This window comes from Ruegeria sp. AD5, from assembly GCF_056542345.1.
The window spans coordinates 984,753-1,004,578 of sequence record NZ_JBQFZR010000001.1; the positions used below are offsets into that span (position 1 = coordinate 984,753).

General features: G+C 57.6%; 19 protein-coding genes. 5 read left to right on the forward strand and 14 right to left on the reverse strand.

Annotation, left to right across the window (positions count from 1 at the left end):
- Window positions 1-7 precede the first annotated feature (7 nt).
- Window positions 8-880: a 4-hydroxy-tetrahydrodipicolinate synthase gene (gene dapA, locus ACR0JG_RS04955; protein WP_480567866.1), complete on the reverse strand. Its 873-nt coding sequence runs from the start codon at window positions 878-880 to the stop codon at window positions 8-10.
- A gap of 123 nt (window positions 881-1,003) precedes the next feature.
- On the opposite strand from dapA, the gene ACR0JG_RS04960 reads away from it, so the two are divergent.
- Window positions 1,004-2,977 (forward strand): lytic transglycosylase domain-containing protein, encoded by a 1,974-nt coding sequence (locus ACR0JG_RS04960; protein ID WP_480567868.1) that lies wholly within the window; start codon window positions 1,004-1,006, stop codon window positions 2,975-2,977.
- Here ACR0JG_RS04960 and ACR0JG_RS04965 read toward each other — a convergent pair.
- Together ACR0JG_RS04965 and mnmC2 are read right to left on the reverse strand one after the other, a co-directional pair.
- A complete protein-coding gene (locus tag ACR0JG_RS04965) occupies window positions 2,942-3,820 on the reverse strand; it encodes a DMT family transporter (RefSeq protein ID WP_170596824.1) in 879 nt (292 codons plus the stop codon). The two genes, ACR0JG_RS04960 and ACR0JG_RS04965, sit on opposite strands and share 36 nt — an antisense overlap.
- Entirely contained in the window at window positions 3,817-4,482 is a 666-nt protein-coding gene (mnmC2, locus tag ACR0JG_RS04970) for a tRNA (5-methylaminomethyl-2-thiouridine)(34)-methyltransferase MnmC2 (protein WP_170406602.1), read from the reverse strand. Before mnmC2 ends, ACR0JG_RS04965 begins: the two co-directional genes overlap by 4 nt.
- A gap of 55 nt (window positions 4,483-4,537) precedes the next feature.
- Between mnmC2 and ACR0JG_RS04975 the strand changes: the two genes are divergently transcribed.
- Window positions 4,538-5,572: an NAD(P)/FAD-dependent oxidoreductase gene (locus tag ACR0JG_RS04975; protein ID WP_480567870.1), complete on the forward strand. Its 1,035-nt coding sequence runs from the start codon at window positions 4,538-4,540 to the stop codon at window positions 5,570-5,572.
- On the opposite strand, the gene ACR0JG_RS04980 is transcribed toward ACR0JG_RS04975, so the two are convergent.
- The 4 genes from ACR0JG_RS04980 to ACR0JG_RS04995 all read right to left on the reverse strand — a co-directional run bounded on the left by ACR0JG_RS04980 (window position 5,564) and on the right by ACR0JG_RS04995 (window position 8,543).
- A complete protein-coding gene (locus ACR0JG_RS04980; protein WP_480567872.1) occupies window positions 5,564-6,376 on the reverse strand; it encodes an HTD2 family dehydratase in 813 nt (270 codons plus the stop codon). The two genes, ACR0JG_RS04975 and ACR0JG_RS04980, sit on opposite strands and share 9 nt — an antisense overlap.
- Before the next feature lie 45 nt (window positions 6,377-6,421).
- Entirely contained in the window at window positions 6,422-6,964 is a 543-nt protein-coding gene (locus tag ACR0JG_RS04985) for an NAD(P)H-dependent oxidoreductase (RefSeq protein ID WP_170663215.1), read from the reverse strand.
- Window positions 6,965-7,060: 96 nt separating this feature from the next.
- The gene (locus tag ACR0JG_RS04990) at window positions 7,061-7,732 is read right to left on the reverse strand and encodes a YiaD family glycine zipper/OmpA-like lipoprotein (protein ID WP_170398755.1); all 672 of its coding nucleotides are present in this window, start codon (window positions 7,730-7,732) and stop codon (window positions 7,061-7,063) included.
- A 118-nt stretch (window positions 7,733-7,850) separates the two neighbouring features.
- Entirely contained in the window at window positions 7,851-8,543 is a 693-nt protein-coding gene (locus ACR0JG_RS04995) for a helix-turn-helix transcriptional regulator (protein ID WP_170508863.1), read from the reverse strand.
- A gap of 104 nt (window positions 8,544-8,647) precedes the next feature.
- Here ACR0JG_RS04995 and ACR0JG_RS05000 point away from each other — a divergent pair, with 104 nt between their 5' ends.
- Entirely contained in the window at window positions 8,648-8,839 is a 192-nt protein-coding gene (locus tag ACR0JG_RS05000; protein ID WP_170732509.1) for a hypothetical protein, read from the forward strand.
- 2 nt (window positions 8,840-8,841) lie between these two features.
- Here ACR0JG_RS05000 and ACR0JG_RS05005 read toward each other — a convergent pair whose 3' ends face one another.
- Window positions 8,842-9,489: an RluA family pseudouridine synthase gene (locus tag ACR0JG_RS05005; RefSeq protein WP_480567874.1), complete on the reverse strand. Its 648-nt coding sequence runs from the start codon at window positions 9,487-9,489 to the stop codon at window positions 8,842-8,844.
- 97 nt (window positions 9,490-9,586) lie between these two features.
- Here ACR0JG_RS05005 and ACR0JG_RS05010 point away from each other — a divergent pair, with 97 nt between their 5' ends.
- Both ACR0JG_RS05010 and ACR0JG_RS05015 read left to right on the forward strand, forming a co-directional pair.
- The gene (locus ACR0JG_RS05010) at window positions 9,587-9,997 is read left to right on the forward strand and encodes a nuclear transport factor 2 family protein (RefSeq protein ID WP_170818427.1); all 411 of its coding nucleotides are present in this window, start codon (window positions 9,587-9,589) and stop codon (window positions 9,995-9,997) included.
- A 155-nt stretch (window positions 9,998-10,152) separates the two neighbouring features.
- On the forward strand, window positions 10,153-10,704 hold the full coding sequence (locus ACR0JG_RS05015; RefSeq protein ID WP_480567876.1) for an SGNH/GDSL hydrolase family protein: 552 nt from the start codon (window positions 10,153-10,155) through the stop codon (window positions 10,702-10,704).
- Here the strand turns inward: ACR0JG_RS05015 and rarD are convergent.
- The 6 genes from rarD to ACR0JG_RS05045 form a co-directional block, all read right to left on the reverse strand.
- Window positions 10,701-11,606, reverse strand: a complete 906-nt coding sequence (rarD, locus tag ACR0JG_RS05020; protein WP_480567878.1) for an EamA family transporter RarD — start codon at window positions 11,604-11,606, stop codon at window positions 10,701-10,703. The genes ACR0JG_RS05015 and rarD overlap by 4 nt on opposite strands.
- Before the next feature lie 258 nt (window positions 11,607-11,864).
- Entirely contained in the window at window positions 11,865-14,318 is a 2,454-nt protein-coding gene (locus ACR0JG_RS05025) for a GcvT family protein (protein WP_170406629.1), read from the reverse strand.
- A gap of 89 nt (window positions 14,319-14,407) precedes the next feature.
- Complete coding sequence (locus tag ACR0JG_RS05030; RefSeq protein ID WP_170406633.1) at window positions 14,408-15,388, reverse strand: GlxA family transcriptional regulator; 981 nt, start codon at window positions 15,386-15,388, stop codon at window positions 14,408-14,410.
- 9 nt (window positions 15,389-15,397) lie between these two features.
- Window positions 15,398-16,291 (reverse strand): homocysteine S-methyltransferase family protein, encoded by an 894-nt coding sequence (locus ACR0JG_RS05035; RefSeq protein WP_480567880.1) that lies wholly within the window; start codon window positions 16,289-16,291, stop codon window positions 15,398-15,400.
- An 11-nt stretch (window positions 16,292-16,302) separates the two neighbouring features.
- Window positions 16,303-17,349, reverse strand: a complete 1,047-nt coding sequence (locus tag ACR0JG_RS05040; protein ID WP_480567882.1) for an alcohol dehydrogenase family protein — start codon at window positions 17,347-17,349, stop codon at window positions 16,303-16,305.
- A gap of 24 nt (window positions 17,350-17,373) precedes the next feature.
- Window positions 17,374-19,824, reverse strand: coding sequence for a GcvT family protein (locus tag ACR0JG_RS05045; RefSeq protein WP_480567884.1), 2,451 nt, complete (start codon window positions 19,822-19,824; stop codon window positions 17,374-17,376).
- Between the last annotated feature and the right edge of the window lie 2 nt (window positions 19,825-19,826).

Here is a 19,826-nt window from a genome sequence, read left to right on the forward strand (position 1 = left end):
ATTGATTTCAGATTAATCCAGCATGCGCCATTGCTGCTTCGATAGCGGCTTTGGTGCTGTCTTCCAGCTCGGTCAGAGGCGAGCGCACTTCGGTGCTACACAGGCCAAGTTTGCTGAGCGCGTATTTTGCGCCAACCAGACCGGGCTCGATGAAGATCGCTTCGTGCAGGGGCATCAGGCGGTCCTGATACTCCAGCGCAATTTCGTAGTCGCCATTCAGCGTTGCCTGCTGGAATTCAGCACAGAGCTTCGGAGCCACGTTTGCGGTGACCGAGATGCAGCCCACTCCGCCATGAGCATTGAAGCCCAGTGCAGTCGCGTCTTCCCCGGATAGCTGGCAGAAATCCGCACCACAGCTTGCACGCTGCTGGCTGACGCGTGCCAGATCTCCGGTCGCGTCCTTGACTCCGATGATGCGCGGCAGTTTCGCCAGCTCACCCATCGTTGCAGGAGTCATGTCGATGACCGAACGACCCGGGATATTGTAGATGATGATCGGGATATCGGCACTGTCATGCAGAGTTTGGAAATGCGCCAGCAGCCCCTTCTGGGTCGGCTTGTTGTAATAGGGGGTTACGACCAGCGCCGCATCCGCACCGATTTTTTGCGCAAACTGAACAAACCGAATTGCCTCGACAGTATTGTTGGAGCCCGCGCCTGCGATGACAGGCACGCGGCCTGCTACAGCCTTCACCACTTCGGCGATAACCGTTTCATGTTCTTCATGGCTGAGGGTCGGGCTTTCGCCGGTCGTACCAACCGGAACCAAACCGGTCGAACCTTGCTGTATTTGCCATTCCACCAGGTGTTTGAGCGTTTCCAGGTCCAACGCGCCGTTGCTGAACGGGGTGACCAGGGCTGGCATTGAGCCTTTAAACATGGAACGCTCCTTAGGTGTTTTTTGCGCACCGGTCTGTCACGATTAAGGGTTTGTGAGTTGATCCCGGCGGCGCAAGGTTTATCCTGCATGGCTGTATCCTTGGTTTGTTGGGGAATGCAAGGGATGAGACGTATTCTGTCGCTTGGAATAGCGATGATTCTGGCGCTGATGCTACAGCCGCATGCCACTCGTGCGGATGCGACGCAGGATTTGCGCGCGGGGCTCTATGAGATGCGCAAGGGCGATTGGAATGCCGCGCTGCGCGTTGCAGGCCAGCGTGGATCGGTGGCGCGGGACATTATTGTCTGGCATTGGCTACGCGAAGGTTTTGGCAGCTCGGGCGATGTGCTGGTGTTTCTTGAGCGGCGCCCGGATTGGCCCGGTTTGGCCTGGCTGCGCCGTAAGAGCGAGCCATCATTCACCGGGGCCGATCCGAATCGAGTTCTGAAATTCTACGAAGGGTTGCCTCCGCAAACAGCAGAAGGTGCTTTGAATTATGCCGTGGCCTTGAAAAGCCAAGGCCGCAATGGTGAAGCAGAAGCCGACGTCGTAACCGCGTGGCGAACCATGCCGATGGGGTCGGGCCTACAAAAGGATTATCTTGAGAACTTCGGGAAGCTTCTGAGACCACATCACGAGGCCAGGTTGGATCGGATGTTGTGGGATGGGCATCTTGTCAGCGCCGGGCGGATGCTGCCCCTCGTCAACTCTGATCAGCGCAAACTGGCCGAGGCGCGCATTGCCCTGCAAAAGCGCGAAAACGGAGTGGACGGCAAAGTCGCCGCAGTGCCGGAATCACTGGCCAAAGACCCTGGCCTGGCATTTGATCGTTTCGTGTGGCGGGATCGCAAAGAACTGGACGACAGCGCCATTGACCTGATGTTGGCACGCTCGACCGGACCGAAATCGCTGGGTGAACCCGACAAATGGGCGGAAGGGCGACGCAGACTGGCACGTCTTGAGATGCGCACGGGAGATGCCGAACGCGCCTATGCGATTGCCGCCAATCACCACATGACCCCCGAAATGGGCTATGGCTATGCTGATTTGGAGTGGCTCTCGGGATTTCTGGCGCTGCGCAAACTGAATGATCCGGCCACGGCGGTGCGGCATTTCCAGAATTTCTCTGAGGCTGTGCAATCGCCGATTTCGAAGGGTCGCGGTGGATATTGGCTGGGCCGCGCCTTTGCAGCGCAGGGGGATGCTGACAAGGCGCACGAGGCTTATGCCGAAGGCGCGAACTATCAGACCTCGTTCTACGGGTTGCTGGCGGCGGAACAAATCGGCCGTCCGTTTGACAGCGAATTGGCCAACCCACGCCGCGCGCCGCATTGGAAACAAGCCGCATTCGCTGACTCAAGCGTGTTGGAGGCTGGATTGCTGTTGCAGCGCGCAGGAGAGGGAAACCTTTCAGAACGGTTTCTTACCCATTTGGTGGAAGGTCTCGATCAAACCCAGGCCGCTCAGCTGGGTGACCTGGTGATCGAACTGAACGAACCGCATCTGGCCGTCATGATCGCCAAGCGCGCGGCAACAACCGGTGTTGTTTTGCCTGCCGCTTATTACCCAGTGCACCCGGTCGCAGATATGGGACTTCCCATGGCGAAGGAAATGACGCTGGCAATTGCCCGACGCGAAAGTGAGTTCGATCCGGTAGTCATCAGTGGCGCAGGCGCGCGCGGTTTGATGCAGGTCATGCCCGCTACCGCCAAACTTGTGGCTCAGGATTTGGGTATTCTGGGTGGCCATAAAACCGCGCGCCTAACCTCGGACTGGCAATATAACGCAAAGCTGGGGGCGAATTATCTTGCAACGCTTGCAGAGGACTTCAACGGCAATGTCGTGATGATGGCCGCTGGATATAACGCGGGGCCAAGACGGCCGATTTCGTGGATGGAACGCTATGGCGACCCGCGCCGGGGCCAGGTGGATGTGATCGACTGGATTGAGACCATTCCTTTCAAGGAGACGCGCAACTATGTCATGCGTGTCGCCGAAAGCCTGCCGGTCTATCGCGCTCGGCTTGGGCAGCCAGCTTTACCAGTGCCATTCTCAAAGGAACTAACCGGTTCGACCCTTTCGTCGTTCGCGCCATAAGGTGAACAGGCCCGCCGCGATCACCAAAGCTGCGCCCAGAACAACCTCGGGGCGCAGGGTCTCGTGGAAGATCGTGATGCCCAGAATTGCGCTCCACATCAGATGGAAATAGGCAAAGGGTTGCACGGCGCTGGCCTCGGCCATTTCGTAGCACTTAATCAATAGCCAGTGTCCCAGAGCGCCTGCGATGCAAAGCAACCCCATCCAAAACCAATCGCTGCTGGCCATGGGTTCCCAAAACCAGACACCAACAGCAGTCATTGCGACTGCACCAGCCACCCCAGTCCAGAAAAAACTGGTCGCAGTACTGTCCCGCCGAGCCGCATACCGTGTCAGCAGGCCATAAATCGCGAACATAAACGCCGAGATCAGCGGGATCACAGCCCAAGGGTTGAACACACCGGCACCGGGCTGCAGGATGATCAACACCCCGATGCAGCCGACCCCGATGGCGGCCCAGCGACGCCAGCCGACTTTCTCACCCAGAACCGGGCCGCTGAGGGCAGCGATCAGCAGCGGATAGCTGATGAAAACGGCCTGGCTTTCAATCAAGCCCAGAATGGTAAAGCTGAAAACGGCGACACAAATTTCTGCGGCCAGTAACACACCCCGGAATATCTGGAGTCCCAACTGGCTGGTTTGCGCCGCCGCCCGCAAACCTCCGCTAGATCTCGCAGCCAGAGCAATCACGAATGCGGCAAAGAACCAGTACCGGATCATCACCACCATATACGTATTGTAGGTACCGGCCAGATGGCGCGAAATCCCATCCTGCAAAGCAAACACGATCGTCGCGCTGACCATAAGCGCTATACCGGCGTTGACGTTGTTCTTCTGGCTCATTGCTTCACCGCCCGGGTCATGTGCCGTTTACGGCCAAAGCCGGGGCTGCGGGTAACATCAAAACCTGCATCGGATAGACCCCGACGCACGAAACCCGCGGCAGTATAGGTTGCCGCTGTACCGCCTTGGATCGTGTGCTCCGCCACCTGCTGCATCAGGTCAGCCTCCCACAGCTCGGGGTTTTTTGCGGGTGAGAAGCCATCCAGAAACCACGCATCTGCCTCACCTGCCCATGTGGGCAAGGTCTGGCGCGCGTCTCCGACGTTGACCTCAAGATGCAACGTGTCCAGCACGCATTTCTGCCCATTCCATGTTTTCAGAAAGCGATCGGCCCACGGTGTCATCTCGGGGAAGGCGGCTAAAGCACGCGCCATATCGTCAGGCGCCATCGGAAAGGCCTCGAAGCTGGTGAACCGTAAAGGTGTAGTCTGCCCTGCTGCTTCCCACGCCGACCACGCGGTCAACAGATTCAGGCCGGTGCCAAAGCCTAGTTCAGCGATGTGAAACCCCGGTACAAAGCGCGTTGGCAGATCGTTGCCTGCCAGAAACACATGACGCGTTTCCTCTAACCCGTTCTGCAACGAGTAATAGGGGTCATCGAACCGATTCGAGACCGGGATCTGGTCTTCCGTCCAAGTAAGTTCGGCACGCTGGTCTGCCATCGGGGAATCCTGTAGCTAAGCGGCGCGACACTGAACAACGAAAAGGGGATTGGCAATGGTCGATGTGACGGTGCGGGGCGCAGGAATATTTGGCCTCTCCATCGCCTGGACCTGCGCACGGCGCGGCGCGAAGGTTCAGATCGTCGACCCATTTGGTCCGGGCGCGGGGTCCAGTGGAGGGCTTGTTGGCGCGCTGGCCCCACATGTGCCCGAAAACTGGAACACCAAAAAGGCGTTCCAGTTTGAAAGTTTAATCATGGCTGAACCGTTCTGGAAACAGGTCGAGGCCACCGGTGGTGTGTCGCCCGGCTACGCACGTCTTGGGCGTCTGCAACCCATACCAGACGCACGCGGTTTGGAGTTGGCCCAAGCGCGTGAACAAACAGCTGCAACACTCTGGCAGGGTCAGGCTGATTGGCGCGTCCGGTTGGTGGATCAGATTGGTGCCTGGTGCCCACCCAGCCCGACGGGATATGTCGTCCACGATACGCTAAGCGCGCGCATGCACCCAAGGCGTGCCTGCGCGGCGCTGGTGGCCGCGCTTGCCGTAATGGGAGTAGAAGTTACCGCCGAAGCGCCCGACAAGGGACAAGTCGTACACGCCACTGGACTTGCGGGTCTGCAAGAGCTCAGCAAGGCGTTTGGCAAAACAATCGGTAACGGCGTGAAAGGACAGGCGGCGTTGCTGCGATTTGATGCGGGCGACGTACCACAGTTGTTTGCCGATGCTGTTCACATCGTGCCTCATGCCGATGGTACGCTGGCCATTGGCTCGACATCAGAACGCGAATACGACGATCCGACCAGCACAGATGCCGCTCTGGACGATGTACTGGACCGCGCCATGCGTGCCGTGCCGGTCCTGCACGGGGCGGAAGTGATCGAACGCTGGGCCGGTGTCCGCCCCCGCAGCAAAAGCCGCGCGCCGATGCTGGGCGCGCATCCCCTGCACAAAGGGCAGTTTATCGCCAATGGGGGATTCAAGATCGGTTTTGGTATGGCACCGATGGTGGCCGAGGTCATGGCCGAGTTGATGCTGGAAGGGCGCGATAGAATCCCGCAGGATTTTCTGCCCGAAGCTTCACTCTGATTGCGGTATTGCCTTGGCTGACATGCATTGTCGGCCTCCGGGTCCACGCACCCAAAACTCCTGACCGTCCCTACACAGGGTCGCCGTTTCGAAATTCATCAGCGGCGACGATGCGCGAAACGTAAACTCCGCCAGAGGCCCCATCAGATCAGTAGCGAACAACATGAGGGATTGGGCCAGCAGAGGCCCGTGGACAACCAGCCCGGCATAGCCTTCCACGTCGCGCGCATACTCAAGATCGTAATGGATCCGGTGTCCGTTGAACGTTAGCGCCGAATAGCGGAACAGCAGGGTTGTATCAAATTCAACAATGCGGTGATCCAACTCATCCGTTCGGGCCATCGGAACTTGTGGAGCCGGTGCGTTTGATGAGGGATCTTCTCGATAAACCAGATCCTGCCATTCGGTCACGCTCAGCGCGCCCTTTTGCCAAATCTCGTGACGCAGGGTGACAAATGCCAACGGTCCGCTACGTCCTGTCTTTGCCACGGCGCTTTCTCTGACCGTCCGACGCTCGGCTGCGACCCCTGCCACAAAGGGCTGATGAAACTGCAGTCGCCCACCTGCCCACATGCGCCTTGGTAGTCCCATATCGGGGATCAGACCTTGGCCTACCCGAGGATGTCCATCACGCCCCAGATCGCTCGGCACATGCGGCGACCAGAAATAGAGCTGATGAAAGAAGGGAGGGAGTACTGAGCCTGCCTCAATCGTCGGTTCCCGCCCCATTGCTACCTGCAGTGCAGCCGCTCGGGCAGGATCTACGACATCGGCCTGAGTCTCTATCTGGTCTTGATCCTTCATCCGCATAACCTAGAAGTTGCGGTGCAGACCGGCAAGCAAAGGGGATTAAAACCCGGCCTCTGCCCGCAGCTTCTGCATCAGGTTATGCAGCGTATGCTCGTAGCGGTCGTTAGACAGCCGCCCGTCTGCATCAAATTCATTTGAGCTGTCCGCCAAGTGAAGCTCGGGACCTTGCAGAATGCGTGGCTGAAAGGGGACCATGAAGGACCGCAAGATCATTTGCGCCCGCTCCCCCCCGGCCCGGCCCGCAGCCGCAGACATGACGGCGAGCGGTTTATCCATCCAAGGCTTGCCCTTCGTCCGGCTGACCCAGTCCAGCGCGTTTTTTAGAACACCCGAAGGCCCTTTGTTGTATTCCGGGGTTGATATGATCACCGCGTGGGCCTGGGCAATCTGATCGGCCAAAACCTGCACGGTTTCAGGTATGCCTTCGCCAACTTCGAGATCGCCGTCATAAAGCGGCAGACTGAGATCAGCCTCAATGAACGTGCCGGGTTCGAACAGGCGTGCAGCTTCGCGCAGCAATTTACGGTTGGTCGCATCCTGCCGTAGCGAGCCGGAAAGGCCAAGAAGGATCGGTTGGGACATGGGGAAACTCCGCTTTGGTGTTTCCCCTTTGTTATCCCGAGACACCATCGAACCAAAGGCCCGATGACGCGCAGTCATTGTGCGCGAGACGCGTGATCAGGTGTTGTCGCTGGGAACCACCACAATCTCGACCCGCCGGTTCTGGGCTTTCCCCTCAGGTGTCAGGTTCGATGCGATCGGGTTGTTTTCACCTTGCCCGACAGTAGTGATACGGGCGTAGCTGACACCATTGGCCTGCAGAATATCAGCCACCGCATTGGCGCGGCGTTCAGACAGTCCGAGGTTGTAGGACGCCTCTCCGTCACTGTCAGTATGACCGATAATCTGGACATTCGAATTCGGGTAGTTAACCAAATTCTGCCCCACCTTCACCAAATCGGCACGCAAGGCCGGGCGCACGGTGGAACTGTCGGTGTCGAAGGTGATGTCATTCGGAACCGTGACGATTAAGCGATCCCCCGCGTTGACGATCGTTATGCCGTCATTGGCCAGCTGTTGCCGCAACTCAGCCGCCTGCCGATCAAGCTGATTGCCGATCACGCCACCACCTGCGGCACCGATGGCCCCACCGGCCAATGCACCCAGCAGCGGGTCGGAATCATTGGCAATCGCACCCACGCCCGCGCCAATCAGACCACCCAGCAACGCGCCTTGTTTGGCATTCTGATTGGGATCGTTTTGCACGCTGAGAGTGCCCGGGTCGGTACACGCCCCCAAAAACAGGGCTGAACACAGTCCAACCGTCAGTACACATTTGGAAATCGTCATTGAATCACCTTCTGCTCACGTACCCGTTCACCGGGTTTGTTTCGTTACGCTTAGTATAACACAGTGAGAACAATGGGCCTCAAGCAACAATTGAGTGAAATAGGCGAATACCCGCCATTCAGGCCACCCCTGCGGAGTTATCCCAGGTGTTCTGCTCTTGCCAGATTGCACGCAGGAGTTCCCCTTGCCCGCAGAAATGATCCTCGGTCAGTTCGCATGCCCAGATCCGATCTGTGCGGAAATGGCGAAACCCGTTTCGCAGCTCGCACCACGCGGCCAGCATAGTGCATTCTATGTGGTAGATCAGGGCGACGGGCCGCACCGTGCGTTCGGTACGTTCGCCTTCCGAATTCACGTAGGTGATGCGTATTTTGCGTTCAGCCCGGATCGCTTCGCGGTAGTTTACGACCGGCACACAGCCCTTTTCCGGATCATCCATCGGCGCGCCCCAAGGCGCAACCTGAAGCCAGTCAGCTGGCGCACGCAGGGCTTCGATCTTACGACACACCCGGTCAGCGGCCTGTTGCAGGGTACTGTCACCCGTGCGGGCCAGCATCGACAGGCCCACCCACAGGGCCTCAACCTCTTCCGCATCGAAATTCAATGGCGGCAGATCATAGCCGCGCCGCATCAAGTAGCCAACACCCGCTTCGCCTTCGATTGGCGTACGCTGGGCCTGCAACGCGGCAATATCGCGGTAGACGGTGCGCACCGAAACCTCGAGCTTGGCGGCCAACGCATCGGCCGTCACGGGCGCTTCAGCAGCACGCAAGATCTGAATGATTTCGAACAGACGTGTCGATCGGCGCATCCGGGTCTCCTAAAGATCTGCTGACAACTTAGCACACCCCCCTGACAAGGTGGTGTCAGGAGTGTTGGGCGAAGATTGGGCAATTGCAATTCAGGAGAGTGACTATGCCCTACCTCGACAATCACGTCATGATGACCTTGAAACTGGATCGCTGGTCCCAAGGTCACGTTTTGCGCGGATTCGAAATCGAACGTGAAATTGCTGCCGCACGGGAACGCCAAGTTATACGCCCGGTCAAACGCACCCGGCGGTTTTCGCTGGGAAACCTGAAGATGCTTTGGACCAGTAACGCCTAGAATCAGAATTCGGCTGGCGCGCGAAATTTCATCGACACCCCGCCTTCGGGATTTTTGAGGCGCAGTTCTACCGAATGAAGCATCAACCGCGGGAAGTCGCGCGCCGCGCCATCGGCATAAAACGGATCACCCAAGATAGGATGCCCCAGCGCCTGCATATGAACCCGCAACTGGTGCGATCGTCCGGTCTTGGGAGACAGGCGAACACGCGTTGTCTCGCCCTCGTATTTAACCACGCGCCAATCCGTAACAGCAGGCTTGCCGGTGTCGTGACAGACCATCTGACGGGGGCGATTGGGCCAATCGACGATCAGCGGCAGATCAACCGTTCCCGTTTTTGGTTCTACCCGCCCCCATACGCGCGCGACATAAGTTTTGCGGGTCTGGCGATTTTCGAACTGTAGCCCCAGATGCCGCTGGGCATGCGGCGTCTGTGCAAACACCATTACACCGGACGTATCCCGATCCAACCGATGCACCAGCAACGCTTGTGGAAACGCAACTTGCACGCGGGTCAGCAGACAATCAGCAAGATGCGCGCCCCGCCCCGGCACCGATAACAAACCCGCCGGCTTGTTCACCACGATCAATTGCGTGTCTTCAAACAGCACATCCAGAGGGGAGTTTGGGGGATCATAGGTTTCGCTCATGCGCGCTTGCCTATCTCAGGCGGCCCCCTCCCGCAACGTCGTCCTTGCGTGAGTGAAAAGGTTCAGCAACTCTTTGGTCAACAAGAGGGAAGACGGTATGCACCCGACGATCAAACGAATGCAAGAAGTGGTGGCCAAAGGCGATGAAGGCCTGATCCAAGAGTTGCTGGCAGAAGATGTGCGGTTTTCACCACCCACTTACTACAGCACCTGGACCGGGCGTGAACCTGTTGCAGCGGTTCTGGGTCATGTGGGTCAGGTGTTTTCCGAATTTCAGTATCGTCGGATCATGGGCGACGGCGACGATTGGGCATTGGAGTTTCAATGCAAAGTCGGTGCCTTGGACGCCGTGGGTGTAGACTTGATCACGCTGAACGCAAACGGACTTATTCAGGAATTTGAGGTCGTCATGCGTCCTTACAAGACCGTCGGAGCCTTGCGCGAAGCCATGATGGCACGCGTCATGAAAGATGCGCGCTTTCTAAAGTTCAAAGATGCGCTGAGCTAACGGTTCCTTTGCCTGTTGCCGCCGATCAGATTCTCAGAATTCCGCTTTTGCCTATTCTGGCAATTCAGGGGTTCGCGGTAAGACGCAATGCGCAATTTCTGCCAGAACCGACTGGTCCCCGCCAAGGGTGTGCAGGGCGCGGGCCCAGACTGCGCTTGTTGATCACCGGGGACAGCTCGGCCGCTGGCGTTGGGGCGGGCACCCTAGGCCAGGCGCTATCCGGGCAACTGGTCGGCCAATTGGCAAAGCGTTATACCGTGGAATGGCGGCTTGAAGCGACCACCGGGCATACCACTCAAAACACTATTGAGCAGCTGCAAGGGCTTTCCGAACAGTTTGATGTGGCCGTAACGGCGCTGGGTGTGAACGACGTGACCCGAGCGGTAAGCAGACAAAGCTTTGAGGACCACCAAGCACGCCTATTGGACCTTCTGACCGGGCCGATGAAAGCCCGGCAGGTGATCGTGTCTGCGGTTCCTCAGATGGCGCGTTTTCCCGCTCTGCCTCAGCCTCTGGCCTGGTTTTTGGGGCAACAGGCTGCAAGGCTGGATCACGGCTTGCAGTCGGTGGCTGCAGCATATCCGCAAGTTTCACATCTGGCGCTGAACCTGCCCGATGACCCGGCGCTCGCCGCGCCGGACGGATATCATCCAAGCCCCAAGGCCTATGCAATCTGGGCGGAACAGCTTGCCCAGCTCATTCGCTAGGCCTGAGACCGTATTTGCCGGATCATCGGGATCGAATACACAATCAACCCGGCCCAGATCAGGGGGAACGCGATCAATCTTGCCGGATCAATACGCTCTCCGAACAACGTGATCGCGGTGATAAAAATCATCGTGGGCGCGATGTACTGCAGGATGCCCATCGTCGACAGACGCACCAGTTTGGCCCCATTGGCATAAAGCAGCAACGGAATTGCAGTCACCAGCCCCGCGCCTGCAAGCAGCGCAGTGTCTGACACGGCTGCTCCAAAATGCCCGGCACCACTTGTTCCAAGCCAGGTGACGTAGGCCAGGGCGGGTACCAGTAGAATCAGGACTTCCAACAAAAACCCTTGGTTGGGCCCGATCGGGAGTGAGCGCTTGAAGAACGCATAAAACCCCCAGCTGAACATTAAGCCCAAAGCCGCCCAGGGTAAGCTTCCCGCCTGAAACACCAGTACCAGCACCCCCAAAGCGGCCAACCCGACCGCAACCAACTGTGTTCGGTTCAGAGGTTCACGCAGCAATATCGCACCCAACGCAATGCTGAACAAAGGGTTGATGTAATAGCCCAAAGCCGCGTCCAGCGCATGCCCCGATGAAATCGCCCAGACATAAATCGCCCAGTTCACCGAGATCAGCGCCGCTGTAATTGCCGCCATACCCAACATTTTGGGATTGCGAAGTGCAGTTTTCAGATCGCCGGTCCGCCCGAGCGCTATCAGCAGCAGCCCGGCCACCGGCACCGACCAGATCACCCGATGCGCAACTACCTCGATCGGGCCGATATGCTCCATTGCTTTCATGTAAAGTGGCAGGAAGCCCCAAAGCACATAGGCCATCACAGCCAACGCCAGCCCTTTGGGCGTATCGGTATTGTTTGGTGGTACGCGGGTGTCTGCCACAGCGAGTCTCCGACTGATACCGTGTTTCTCTACGGCAAATCAGATGGGCTTGGGAACTATCAAAACTGTGAAGCAGGGCATCAAAGTTTCTGATAGGTCGCGCGTTCTGCAGCCAACCTATATGCGAAGCGCTGTCTCACGCTCATGGATATTGTTGGCCAGATGAGCAGGTGATCCCTTATTCATCTGGCCACAAATACTCTCGCGAGCGTCGCCCGGTACGGACGGTGGGGCAGAGCCTACCACTGTCGATGTTTTCTAGACTTTGACCCGCTCGGATTTCGCATCGTACATCGGTTTCAACGACGCCTCTGCCTGGACTTTCACACCACAGACATCGATCTCATAGGTCGAGGCAAGCACATCTGCAGGCTTTTCGCCCTCGCATGGCACATAGCCCAGACCAATGGCACCACCCAGCGTGTGACCATAATTGCCCGAGCTAAGGTAACCTACATATTCACCATCGCGCACGATTGGTTCGTTGTGGAACAACAGTGGTTCGGGATCAGTCAGTCTAAACTGGACAAGCCGGTTCTTGGGCCCGCTTTCCTTTCGGGCCATCACCGCCTCGCGACCGATGAAATCGCTGCCTTTGTCCACTTTGACGGCAAATCCCAATCCCGCGTCGACCACGTGATCCTCGCAGGTGATGTCATGACCGAAATGGCGAAAACCCTTCTCGATCCGGCAACTGTCCATCATGTGAATGCCGCAGAGTTTCAGGCCCATATCTTGTCCGGCTTCGTGCAGCGCCTCAAAAACATGACCTGCCATGTCGGACGACACATAGATCTCCCACCCTAGCTCACCCACATAGGTCACCCTGTGGGCGCGAGCGAGACCCATACCGATCTCAATCTGTTGTGCTGTGCCAAAGGGGTTAGTCCTGTTCGAGAAATCAGCGGGCGAAACCTTTTCAAGCAATGCACGCGCATTCGGCCCCATGACGGCCAAAACGCCCTCGCCAGCGGTGACATCGGTGATAACAACACTGAAGCCGCCTGCATGACGCATCATCCATGTCTGATCCGCCAATCGGGTCGCCGCGGGGGTGACGACCAGGTAGGCGGTCTCAGTCAACCGTGTGACCGTGACATCTGCTTCGATCCCACCGCTACGGTTCAGAAATTGGGTGTAGACGATCTTGCCATTGGGCACTGAATAATCGCCGCCGCCGATATAATTCATGAATTTCTCGGCATCCGGCCCTTCGACGCGGATTTTGCCGAAGGACGACATGTCATACATGCCTACATTTTCGCGCACGGCACGGTGTTCGGCAGCCGAATTCTCGAACCAGTTCTGCCGATTCCAGCTGTATTGATACTCCCGTTCCTGCCCTTCGTTGGCAAACCAATTGGCGCGCTCCCACCCAGCCAATTCGCCCATCACGGCACCCTGTTCGATCAGGTGATGGTGAAACGGTGTCCGGCGCACACCGCGCGCGGTGGTCTTTTGGCGATAGGGATAGTGGTCGGCATAAAGCAGGCCGAGCGTCTCTTTCGAACGCTCAAAGAGGTACTGCTTGTTGCCCTGAAACGGCTGCATGCGACTGATGTCAACATCGCCCAGATCGAACGGTTTCTCGCCCGAGTCCATCCACTCGGCCAGTGCCATACCAGCACCACCCGCCGACTGAATACCGATCGAGTTGAACCCCGCAGCGACCCAAACGTTATCCATCTCGGGGGCGAGTCCCAAGTGATAGGCATCATCCGGCGTAAAGGATTCGGGGCCGTTAAAGAAGGTGTGAATCCCCGCCTCGGCCAACATCGGCATCCGATTGCAGGCCGCTTCGAGTATTGGTTCAAAGTGATCGAAATCCTCTGGCAACTGGTCGAATTCGAAACTGTCGGGGATGCCGTTCATCGCCCAGGGTTTTGCATTTGGCTCAAACGCGCCCAGCAGGATTTTGCCGGCATCCTCTTTGTAGTAGGCACATTCATCCGGTACGCGCAGCACCGGCAGTTGGGTCAGCCCGTCGATCCCTTCGGTCACGATATAGAAATGTTCGCAGGCGTGAAGCGGCACGTTCACACCTGCCATCTTACCAACCTCGTGGCCCCACATGCCCGCACAGTTCACCACCATGTCGCATTCGATATGGCCCGAGGAACTGCCATCGTCCGCAATCCAGTCCACGCCGGTGACTTTACGACCCTGCTTGACGATGTCGGTGACTTTCACACGTTCTTTGACGACGCCACCGCGCTGACGCGCACCTTTAGCCAAAGCCAGAGCGATATTCGCTGGATCACCCTGCCCGTCCAAAGGCAAATAAACCGCCCCCTTGACCCCTTCGAGGTTGAGATGGGGATACAGCTCTTGCACACGATCATTGCCGATCTCTTCGACCTCAACCCCGAAAGCACGTGCCATGGCGGCCTGACGATAGATCTCTTCCTTGCGCTCTTCAGTCAGCGCCACCGTGATCGATCCGCAACGCTTGAACCCTGTGGCAACGCCAGTTTCTTCCTCAAGTGCGCCATATAGTTCCTGACTGTACTTAGCCAGCTTGGTCATGTTTGCGGTCGCGCGCAGCTGCGCAATCAGACCTGCAGCATGCCATGTGGTGCCGCTGGTCAGTTGCTTGCGCTCAAGCAGCACAACATCGGTCCACCCTTTCTTGGTAAGGTGATACGCGACCGAGCATCCGATGACGCCGCCGCCGATGATGACCACACGGGCCTTGGTGGGAAGATCAACCATCCTGATGTCTCCGCTGTCTCAGGTTTTTTGCAAAATGCCATGAAGGATCGACAAAAAAAGCGTCAAAAACGTCATCTCAATTGCGAAAATCACCTATATTCTGCACGTCTTTTTTGACGTCTCAGAACAAACGGAGTGACGCCAAAGACGCTTTTGTAAACGGATGAGAATCCGTTTGGAAAGCCGCACACCAAGCCGATTTCCCGCACGCTCATCGTTGTGTTCAAAAGCAAGTTGTTGGCTTTGGCCAAGCGCATTTCTCGGTAGAATCCGTTTGGAGTGGTTGCGAAAGTTGCCTTGAACTTGCGCTCAAGCGATCTGTTCGACACGTGTAACATGTCAACGATCTGATTGATCGGTAACGGTTCTTCGATATTCGCCTGCATCAGCTTGATACATTGATCCAGCTTTGCGTCACCTGTGGCTGTATTCCGAGCGCCCGAAAACGGCTGCATGGATGAGAAATCGCGGATGTTCTCGTGCAGCATGATATCCGCAACTGTCATCTTGGCGGCACCCGAAATGTGCCGCCCAATCACCGCCAGTGCCACATCCGTCGTTGCCTCCATTCCTGCGCAGGTGACCACTGAACCCTGTTCGGTCGCAATTGAAAGCTTGGCCTCAAACCGCGCGCCACGTTCGCGTAAGAAAGAGGCGTTTTCCCAATGGGTTGCCATATGATCAGCGCCGTTTTCATCGATGTACCTGCTTGCCGCTTCGGCCAGCAAAAAGACCTGGGCTCCCCGGTACGTATAGTCGGGCACGACGCGACCTAAAGAAAGCTCTGGCTGATCCGGATCCGAGTTTCCGATCACAAACAGATAATCCGCATCGGGCTGCGCAGGTATGGTTTCGGTCGACACCGTCGCGCAACTGCTGCTTTCAACAGGTCCCCCCTTTCGGGACCGGTATGTGAATGTGAACGGAGGATGCGCGCATACCCGGTTGGCCAGGCGCAACACATCGACCAACGAGGCCAATTCAAGCAACACGAAACCGGGTGCAACCAGAATATCGAAATGCTGTTGATCCCGATCTTTTCGCCGTTCAGGTTTGTTGCGGATCGACATGAGGCACACTCAAACAATTGTGTGCCCAGCCGCGCATAAACTGTCGGCAAGGGTTTTAATGTGATCGGGTCCAACTTCGCAGCAACCGCCAACAATCGTCGCGCCCTGCGCCACCCAGCCCATGGCATGCTGCGCGTAGGCGTCAGGGTCTAGGTCATGACGGCTTTCCAGAGAGTCAACCGTCGGGGCTTCCTTCAAAAAACCGTCTTTGATACCAGTAAAGCCATTGGCATAAGCGCCGAACGGGCGACTCAGCTTTGCGATGATCTCCAGTGCAGCCGGAATCGCTTCCGGGCGCGCGCAGTTGATCAAAACGGCCTCGGGGGCGTAACGCGCAACAAGCGGGGCGATGTCCTCCAGCGCTTCGCCTGACCGCAATCGCGTGCCGTCATCATCCATAACCGACAATGCCAGCCAGACGGGTTTGCCGCAATTCTCGGTACCGCGAAGCGCACCTTCGGCTTCCAGAACCGAGGACACGGTTTCGATCAGGAACAGATCAACCCGGTCTGCCATCAGTTGAGCCAGCTCGGCAAATTTTTCAGCCGCATCGTCTGGGTCGGGGTTCAGATCGGGCCGGTAGCTGGCCAAAAGCGGACCAAGCGCACCAGCGATACGACCGTCAGTTCCCTCGCAAGCCTGCTCAGCCCGAGAAAGAGCAGCCTCGATCAGACGTGGCATCTGGTCTTCGATCCCCTCACGCACCAGCCGCGAGCGGTGAATTGCATAGGTATTTGTGGTGGCAATCGTCGCGCCACTGCGGAAATAGGCCGCGTGAACTTCGGTCAGCAAGTCAGGTTTGTCGATCATCACCCGCGTTGACCACAAAGGCGTGGGCTGGTCACCGCTGCGTTTCACCAGTTCCTGCCCGATCGAACCATCTAAAAGCGTAATGTCAGCCATCTACCCCCCTTTCACGGTATTAATACCAGTTTCCCGGGCAAGGTCTTGGACATAAAATCCTCTTGCGCCTGAACAATGTCACGCAACGGGTAGGTTTTTGAGACCAAAGGCCTGATCCGACCTGCATTCATCAGCACAACAAGTCGGCCAAAGACTTCGGGAGGCTGATGGGTGCAGCCATGGATTGTGATGTCGCGCAGATAGATGTCTCGCAAATCGGCGCTGACGATGGGGCCAGCGATTGCACCTGACACCGCATAATGCCCGCCGGGTTTCAGCGCCAGTATGAGATCGGGCCAAGCCGAGCCGCCCACCACATCGATGACGACATCGAACATATCCTTCGGCAGTTGCGCATCCCGGTCAAAGGTTGCCGACGCCCCCTGCGCTTTGACCACATCCGCCTTGGCAGCGCTTGTCACCCCCCAGACCGTCGCTCCTCGTAGGGCCGCGAGCTGGATCGCGGCGAGGCCCACACCGCCTGAAGCCCCTGTAATCAGCACTGTGTGGCCTGCCGATACACCAGCGCGAGTCAGCAGGTTTTCTGCGGTCCCAAACGCGCAGGGAATAGCGGCGATTTCCACGTCTGATAGGGGCGAGGCGGTCACATCATAGAGATCATTGCTCTCGACCAGACAGTATTGGGCAAACGCTCCGTCGATTTCTGAACCAAGTGCGATAAAACCATGCGGTCTACCCGGCCCCGGGCGTGGCAAGTTGATAGGACAGGTCACGCGTTGGCCGGGCTTGAACGCTGCCCCCGGTCCAGCCTCTTCAACAATCCCACACAGATCACCGCCTTGGATGCGGGGAAAGTGCAGCGCACCTCCCCACCCGCCGGCCTCAACCTGCTGATCTACCGATTCCGTCGCTTCTGTAACATCCGGCGAGTACCAGCCGATCCGCGTGTTGATGTCGGTGTTGTTTACCCCGGCAGCGGCGACGCGCACCAGAACCTGCCCTGGACTGGGGGTCGGAACGGGGACGTCTTCCCGCCATTCCAACACCTCAGGACCTCCATGGCCAGTCAGATATACGCCTTCCATCTGCCGGGTCATATCAGCGCCTTTCTGTCGTAGGGGTCAGGCCCTCAACCGTTCATTTGCAGGATCCCAGAGCGGCTGATCCTCCTGAACAACAGCACGACATTTCTGACCGTAGATTTCAACCTCTAGCTCAGTTCCCGGGACAGCCAAATCCGCGCGCACCATGCCCAGCGCGACCGAGGCACCAATGCGATACCCCCACGCACCCGATGTGGTTTCACCCACGATCTCATCACCGCTCCAGATGCAGGACATGTAAGGCGCATCGACCTCACCTGCGTCCACGATCAGAGTGACAAAGGACTTTTTAACGCCTTGCTGTTTTTCGTTCTGAATGGCTGCTTTGCCAACAAAATCCTGCGGTTTATCGAGCTTGACAAAGCGCCCCAAACCACCTTCCAGCAGAGAGTAATCCGTGCTTAGGTCGCCTTTCCACGCGCGATAACCTTTCTCGATCCGCAGCGAATTCAACGCATACATGCCAAAAGGTTTCGCTCCGGCAGCCAGCACAGCTTCGTAGATGGCGGGCATCGCATCATTTTCAGCATGGATTTCCCAACCCAACTCACCCGCGAAAGATACACGGATCAGGAAGGCATCCTGCCCGGCAACTTTGGCGAATTGGTGGGTCAGCCACCCTTGCTGCAAATCTGCATCGGTGATGCCGGACAATACATTCCGCGTCATCGGTCCGGTCACGATCAGTGTGTCGCGCTCGGTTGTGGTTTCCCGAACGGTCACACCTTCGGGCACCGAATTGCGGATCAAATCACCATCGTGCCACTGTGCCGTGGCAGCGGTGATTAGGACGAAATTGTTCTCAGCCAGACGGATACAGGACAGCTCGGTCAGAATGCGCCCTCTTTCATCCGAGACATAGATCAGATTCATGCGCCCTGCTTTAGGGATACCTCCGGTACAGAAGCCACGCAGCCAGTCATCCGCCCCCTCGCCTTGTATCCAGAACCGCGAGAAGCCCGGCAGATCCAGCACCCCGCAGTGATCGCGCACGGCTTCGCATTCTTCTTTGACCCGTTGCTCCCAGGGGCCAGAACGTCCCCAGGTATGGGTGGCTTCCAGTGACGTGTCATCGCCGGTTTGCGCAAACCAGTTTGCGCGTTCCCAGCCGTTGTACGCGCCCATGACACCGCCCAATTCCTTGACCTTGGCGTGCACAGGCGAGACCTTCTTGTCGCGTGCGGCAGGCCATTCGTGATGTGGGAAATGCATGGCGTATTCGTTGCCGTAGACTTCCATCCCTTTCTGATTGCAGTAGTCTTGATCGGTGTAGTCGGTGTAACGACGCGGATCGACGGCCCACATATCCCATTCGGTGTGACCATCGACGATCCATTCGGCCAGAACTTTGCCTGCACCACCACCTTGGGCGATACCGAAAGTGAAGGTATGAGCCTCGAACGCGTTTGTCACACCCGGCATCGGGCCTATCAACGGCAGACCATCTGGCGCATAGGGGATCGGGCCATTGATGACGCGACCAACGCCCGAGGTTGCCATAAGCGGAACCCGTTCCATTGCATCGGTGACGATATCCTCGATCCGGTCCAGATCATCGTTCCACAGTTGGAAGCTGAAATCCTCGGGCATCGGGTCATCCTCGGTCATCCAGTGGCCCCTGCAATTGGGCTCATAAGGGCCAAGGTTGAAGCCATTCTTCTCTTGCCGCAGGTAGTACGAGATATCGACATCGCGCAGCAGCGGTAGCTTCTTGCCACCATTTTCTTTCGACCACGCTTCGATTTCGGGAACTTCGTCAGTCAGCAGATACTGATGGCTCATGACCATGGCCGGGACGGTGCGGCCGCCAAAGGGTTTGAACCATTCCCCTACGCGCTGCGCATAGTAACCGGCGGCGTTCACCACATAATCGCAGGCAATATCACCCTTTTCGGTATGCACGGTCCATGTGCCGTCGTCCCGCTGTGTCACACCGGTTGCCGGGCAGAATCGGATAATCTTTTGCCCCATATCCCGCGCTCCCTTGGCCAGAGCCTGAGTCAGCTGCGCCGGGTCAATGTCACCATCGGTCGGGTCATACAGAACGCCTTCAAGATCATGGGTCTCCAGGAAAGGATAGCGTTCCTTGGCCTCTTCCGGAGTCCACATCTCCATCGGGATGCCTTGATATCGGCCCATGGACATGGCCCGTTCGAATTCCTGCATCCGCTCCTTGCTGTGCGCCAGACGGATCGACCCAGAAACGTGATAGTTCATCGGATAGTCGACCTCGTCCGCGAGGCGCGAATACAGTTCGGTCGAATAGCGCTGCATGTTCATGATCGCCCACGAGGTCGAAAACGTCGGAACGTTACCCGCCGCGTGCCATGTCGAGCCTGCGGTCAGTTCGTTCTTTTCCAGCAGAACACAATCCGTCCAGCCCTTCTTGGCCAGATGATACAGCGATGAACAGCCCACAACGCCGCCGCCGATGATGACCACACGGGCCTTGGTTGGAAAATCACTCATGT

Coding starts and splice junctions, on each gene's coding strand:
- mnmC2 (WP_170406602.1), bottom strand. CDS start 4,482: ATGGCAGACCAGCGTGCCGAACTTACTTGGACGGAAGACCAGATCCCG.
- ACR0JG_RS04995 (WP_170508863.1), bottom strand. CDS start 8,543: ATGCGCCGATCGACACGTCTGTTCGAAATCATTCAGATCTTGCGTGCT.
- ACR0JG_RS04990 (WP_170398755.1), bottom strand. CDS start 7,732: ATGACGATTTCCAAATGTGTACTGACGGTTGGACTGTGTTCAGCCCTG.
- ACR0JG_RS04985 (WP_170663215.1), bottom strand. CDS start 6,964: ATGTCCCAACCGATCCTTCTTGGCCTTTCCGGCTCGCTACGGCAGGAT.
- ACR0JG_RS05005 (WP_480567874.1), bottom strand. CDS start 9,489: ATGAGCGAAACCTATGATCCCCCAAACTCCCCTCTGGATGTGCTGTTT.
- dapA (WP_480567866.1), bottom strand. CDS start 880: ATGTTTAAAGGCTCAATGCCAGCCCTGGTCACCCCGTTCAGCAACGGC.
- ACR0JG_RS05025 (WP_170406629.1), bottom strand. CDS start 14,318: ATGGTTGATCTTCCCACCAAGGCCCGTGTGGTCATCATCGGCGGCGGC.
- ACR0JG_RS05010 (WP_170818427.1), top strand. CDS start 9,587: ATGCACCCGACGATCAAACGAATGCAAGAAGTGGTGGCCAAAGGCGAT.
- ACR0JG_RS04975 (WP_480567870.1), top strand. CDS start 4,538: ATGGTCGATGTGACGGTGCGGGGCGCAGGAATATTTGGCCTCTCCATC.
- ACR0JG_RS04980 (WP_480567872.1), bottom strand. CDS start 6,376: ATGAAGGATCAAGACCAGATAGAGACTCAGGCCGATGTCGTAGATCCT.
- ACR0JG_RS05035 (WP_480567880.1), bottom strand. CDS start 16,291: ATGGCTGACATTACGCTTTTAGATGGTTCGATCGGGCAGGAACTGGTG.
- ACR0JG_RS05030 (WP_170406633.1), bottom strand. CDS start 15,388: ATGTCGATCCGCAACAAACCTGAACGGCGAAAAGATCGGGATCAACAG.
- ACR0JG_RS05000 (WP_170732509.1), top strand. CDS start 8,648: ATGCCCTACCTCGACAATCACGTCATGATGACCTTGAAACTGGATCGC.
- ACR0JG_RS05045 (WP_480567884.1), bottom strand. CDS start 19,824: ATGAGTGATTTTCCAACCAAGGCCCGTGTGGTCATCATCGGCGGCGGC.
- ACR0JG_RS04965 (WP_170596824.1), bottom strand. CDS start 3,820: ATGAGCCAGAAGAACAACGTCAACGCCGGTATAGCGCTTATGGTCAGC.
- ACR0JG_RS04960 (WP_480567868.1), top strand. CDS start 1,004: ATGAGACGTATTCTGTCGCTTGGAATAGCGATGATTCTGGCGCTGATG.
- ACR0JG_RS05040 (WP_480567882.1), bottom strand. CDS start 17,349: ATGACCCGGCAGATGGAAGGCGTATATCTGACTGGCCATGGAGGTCCT.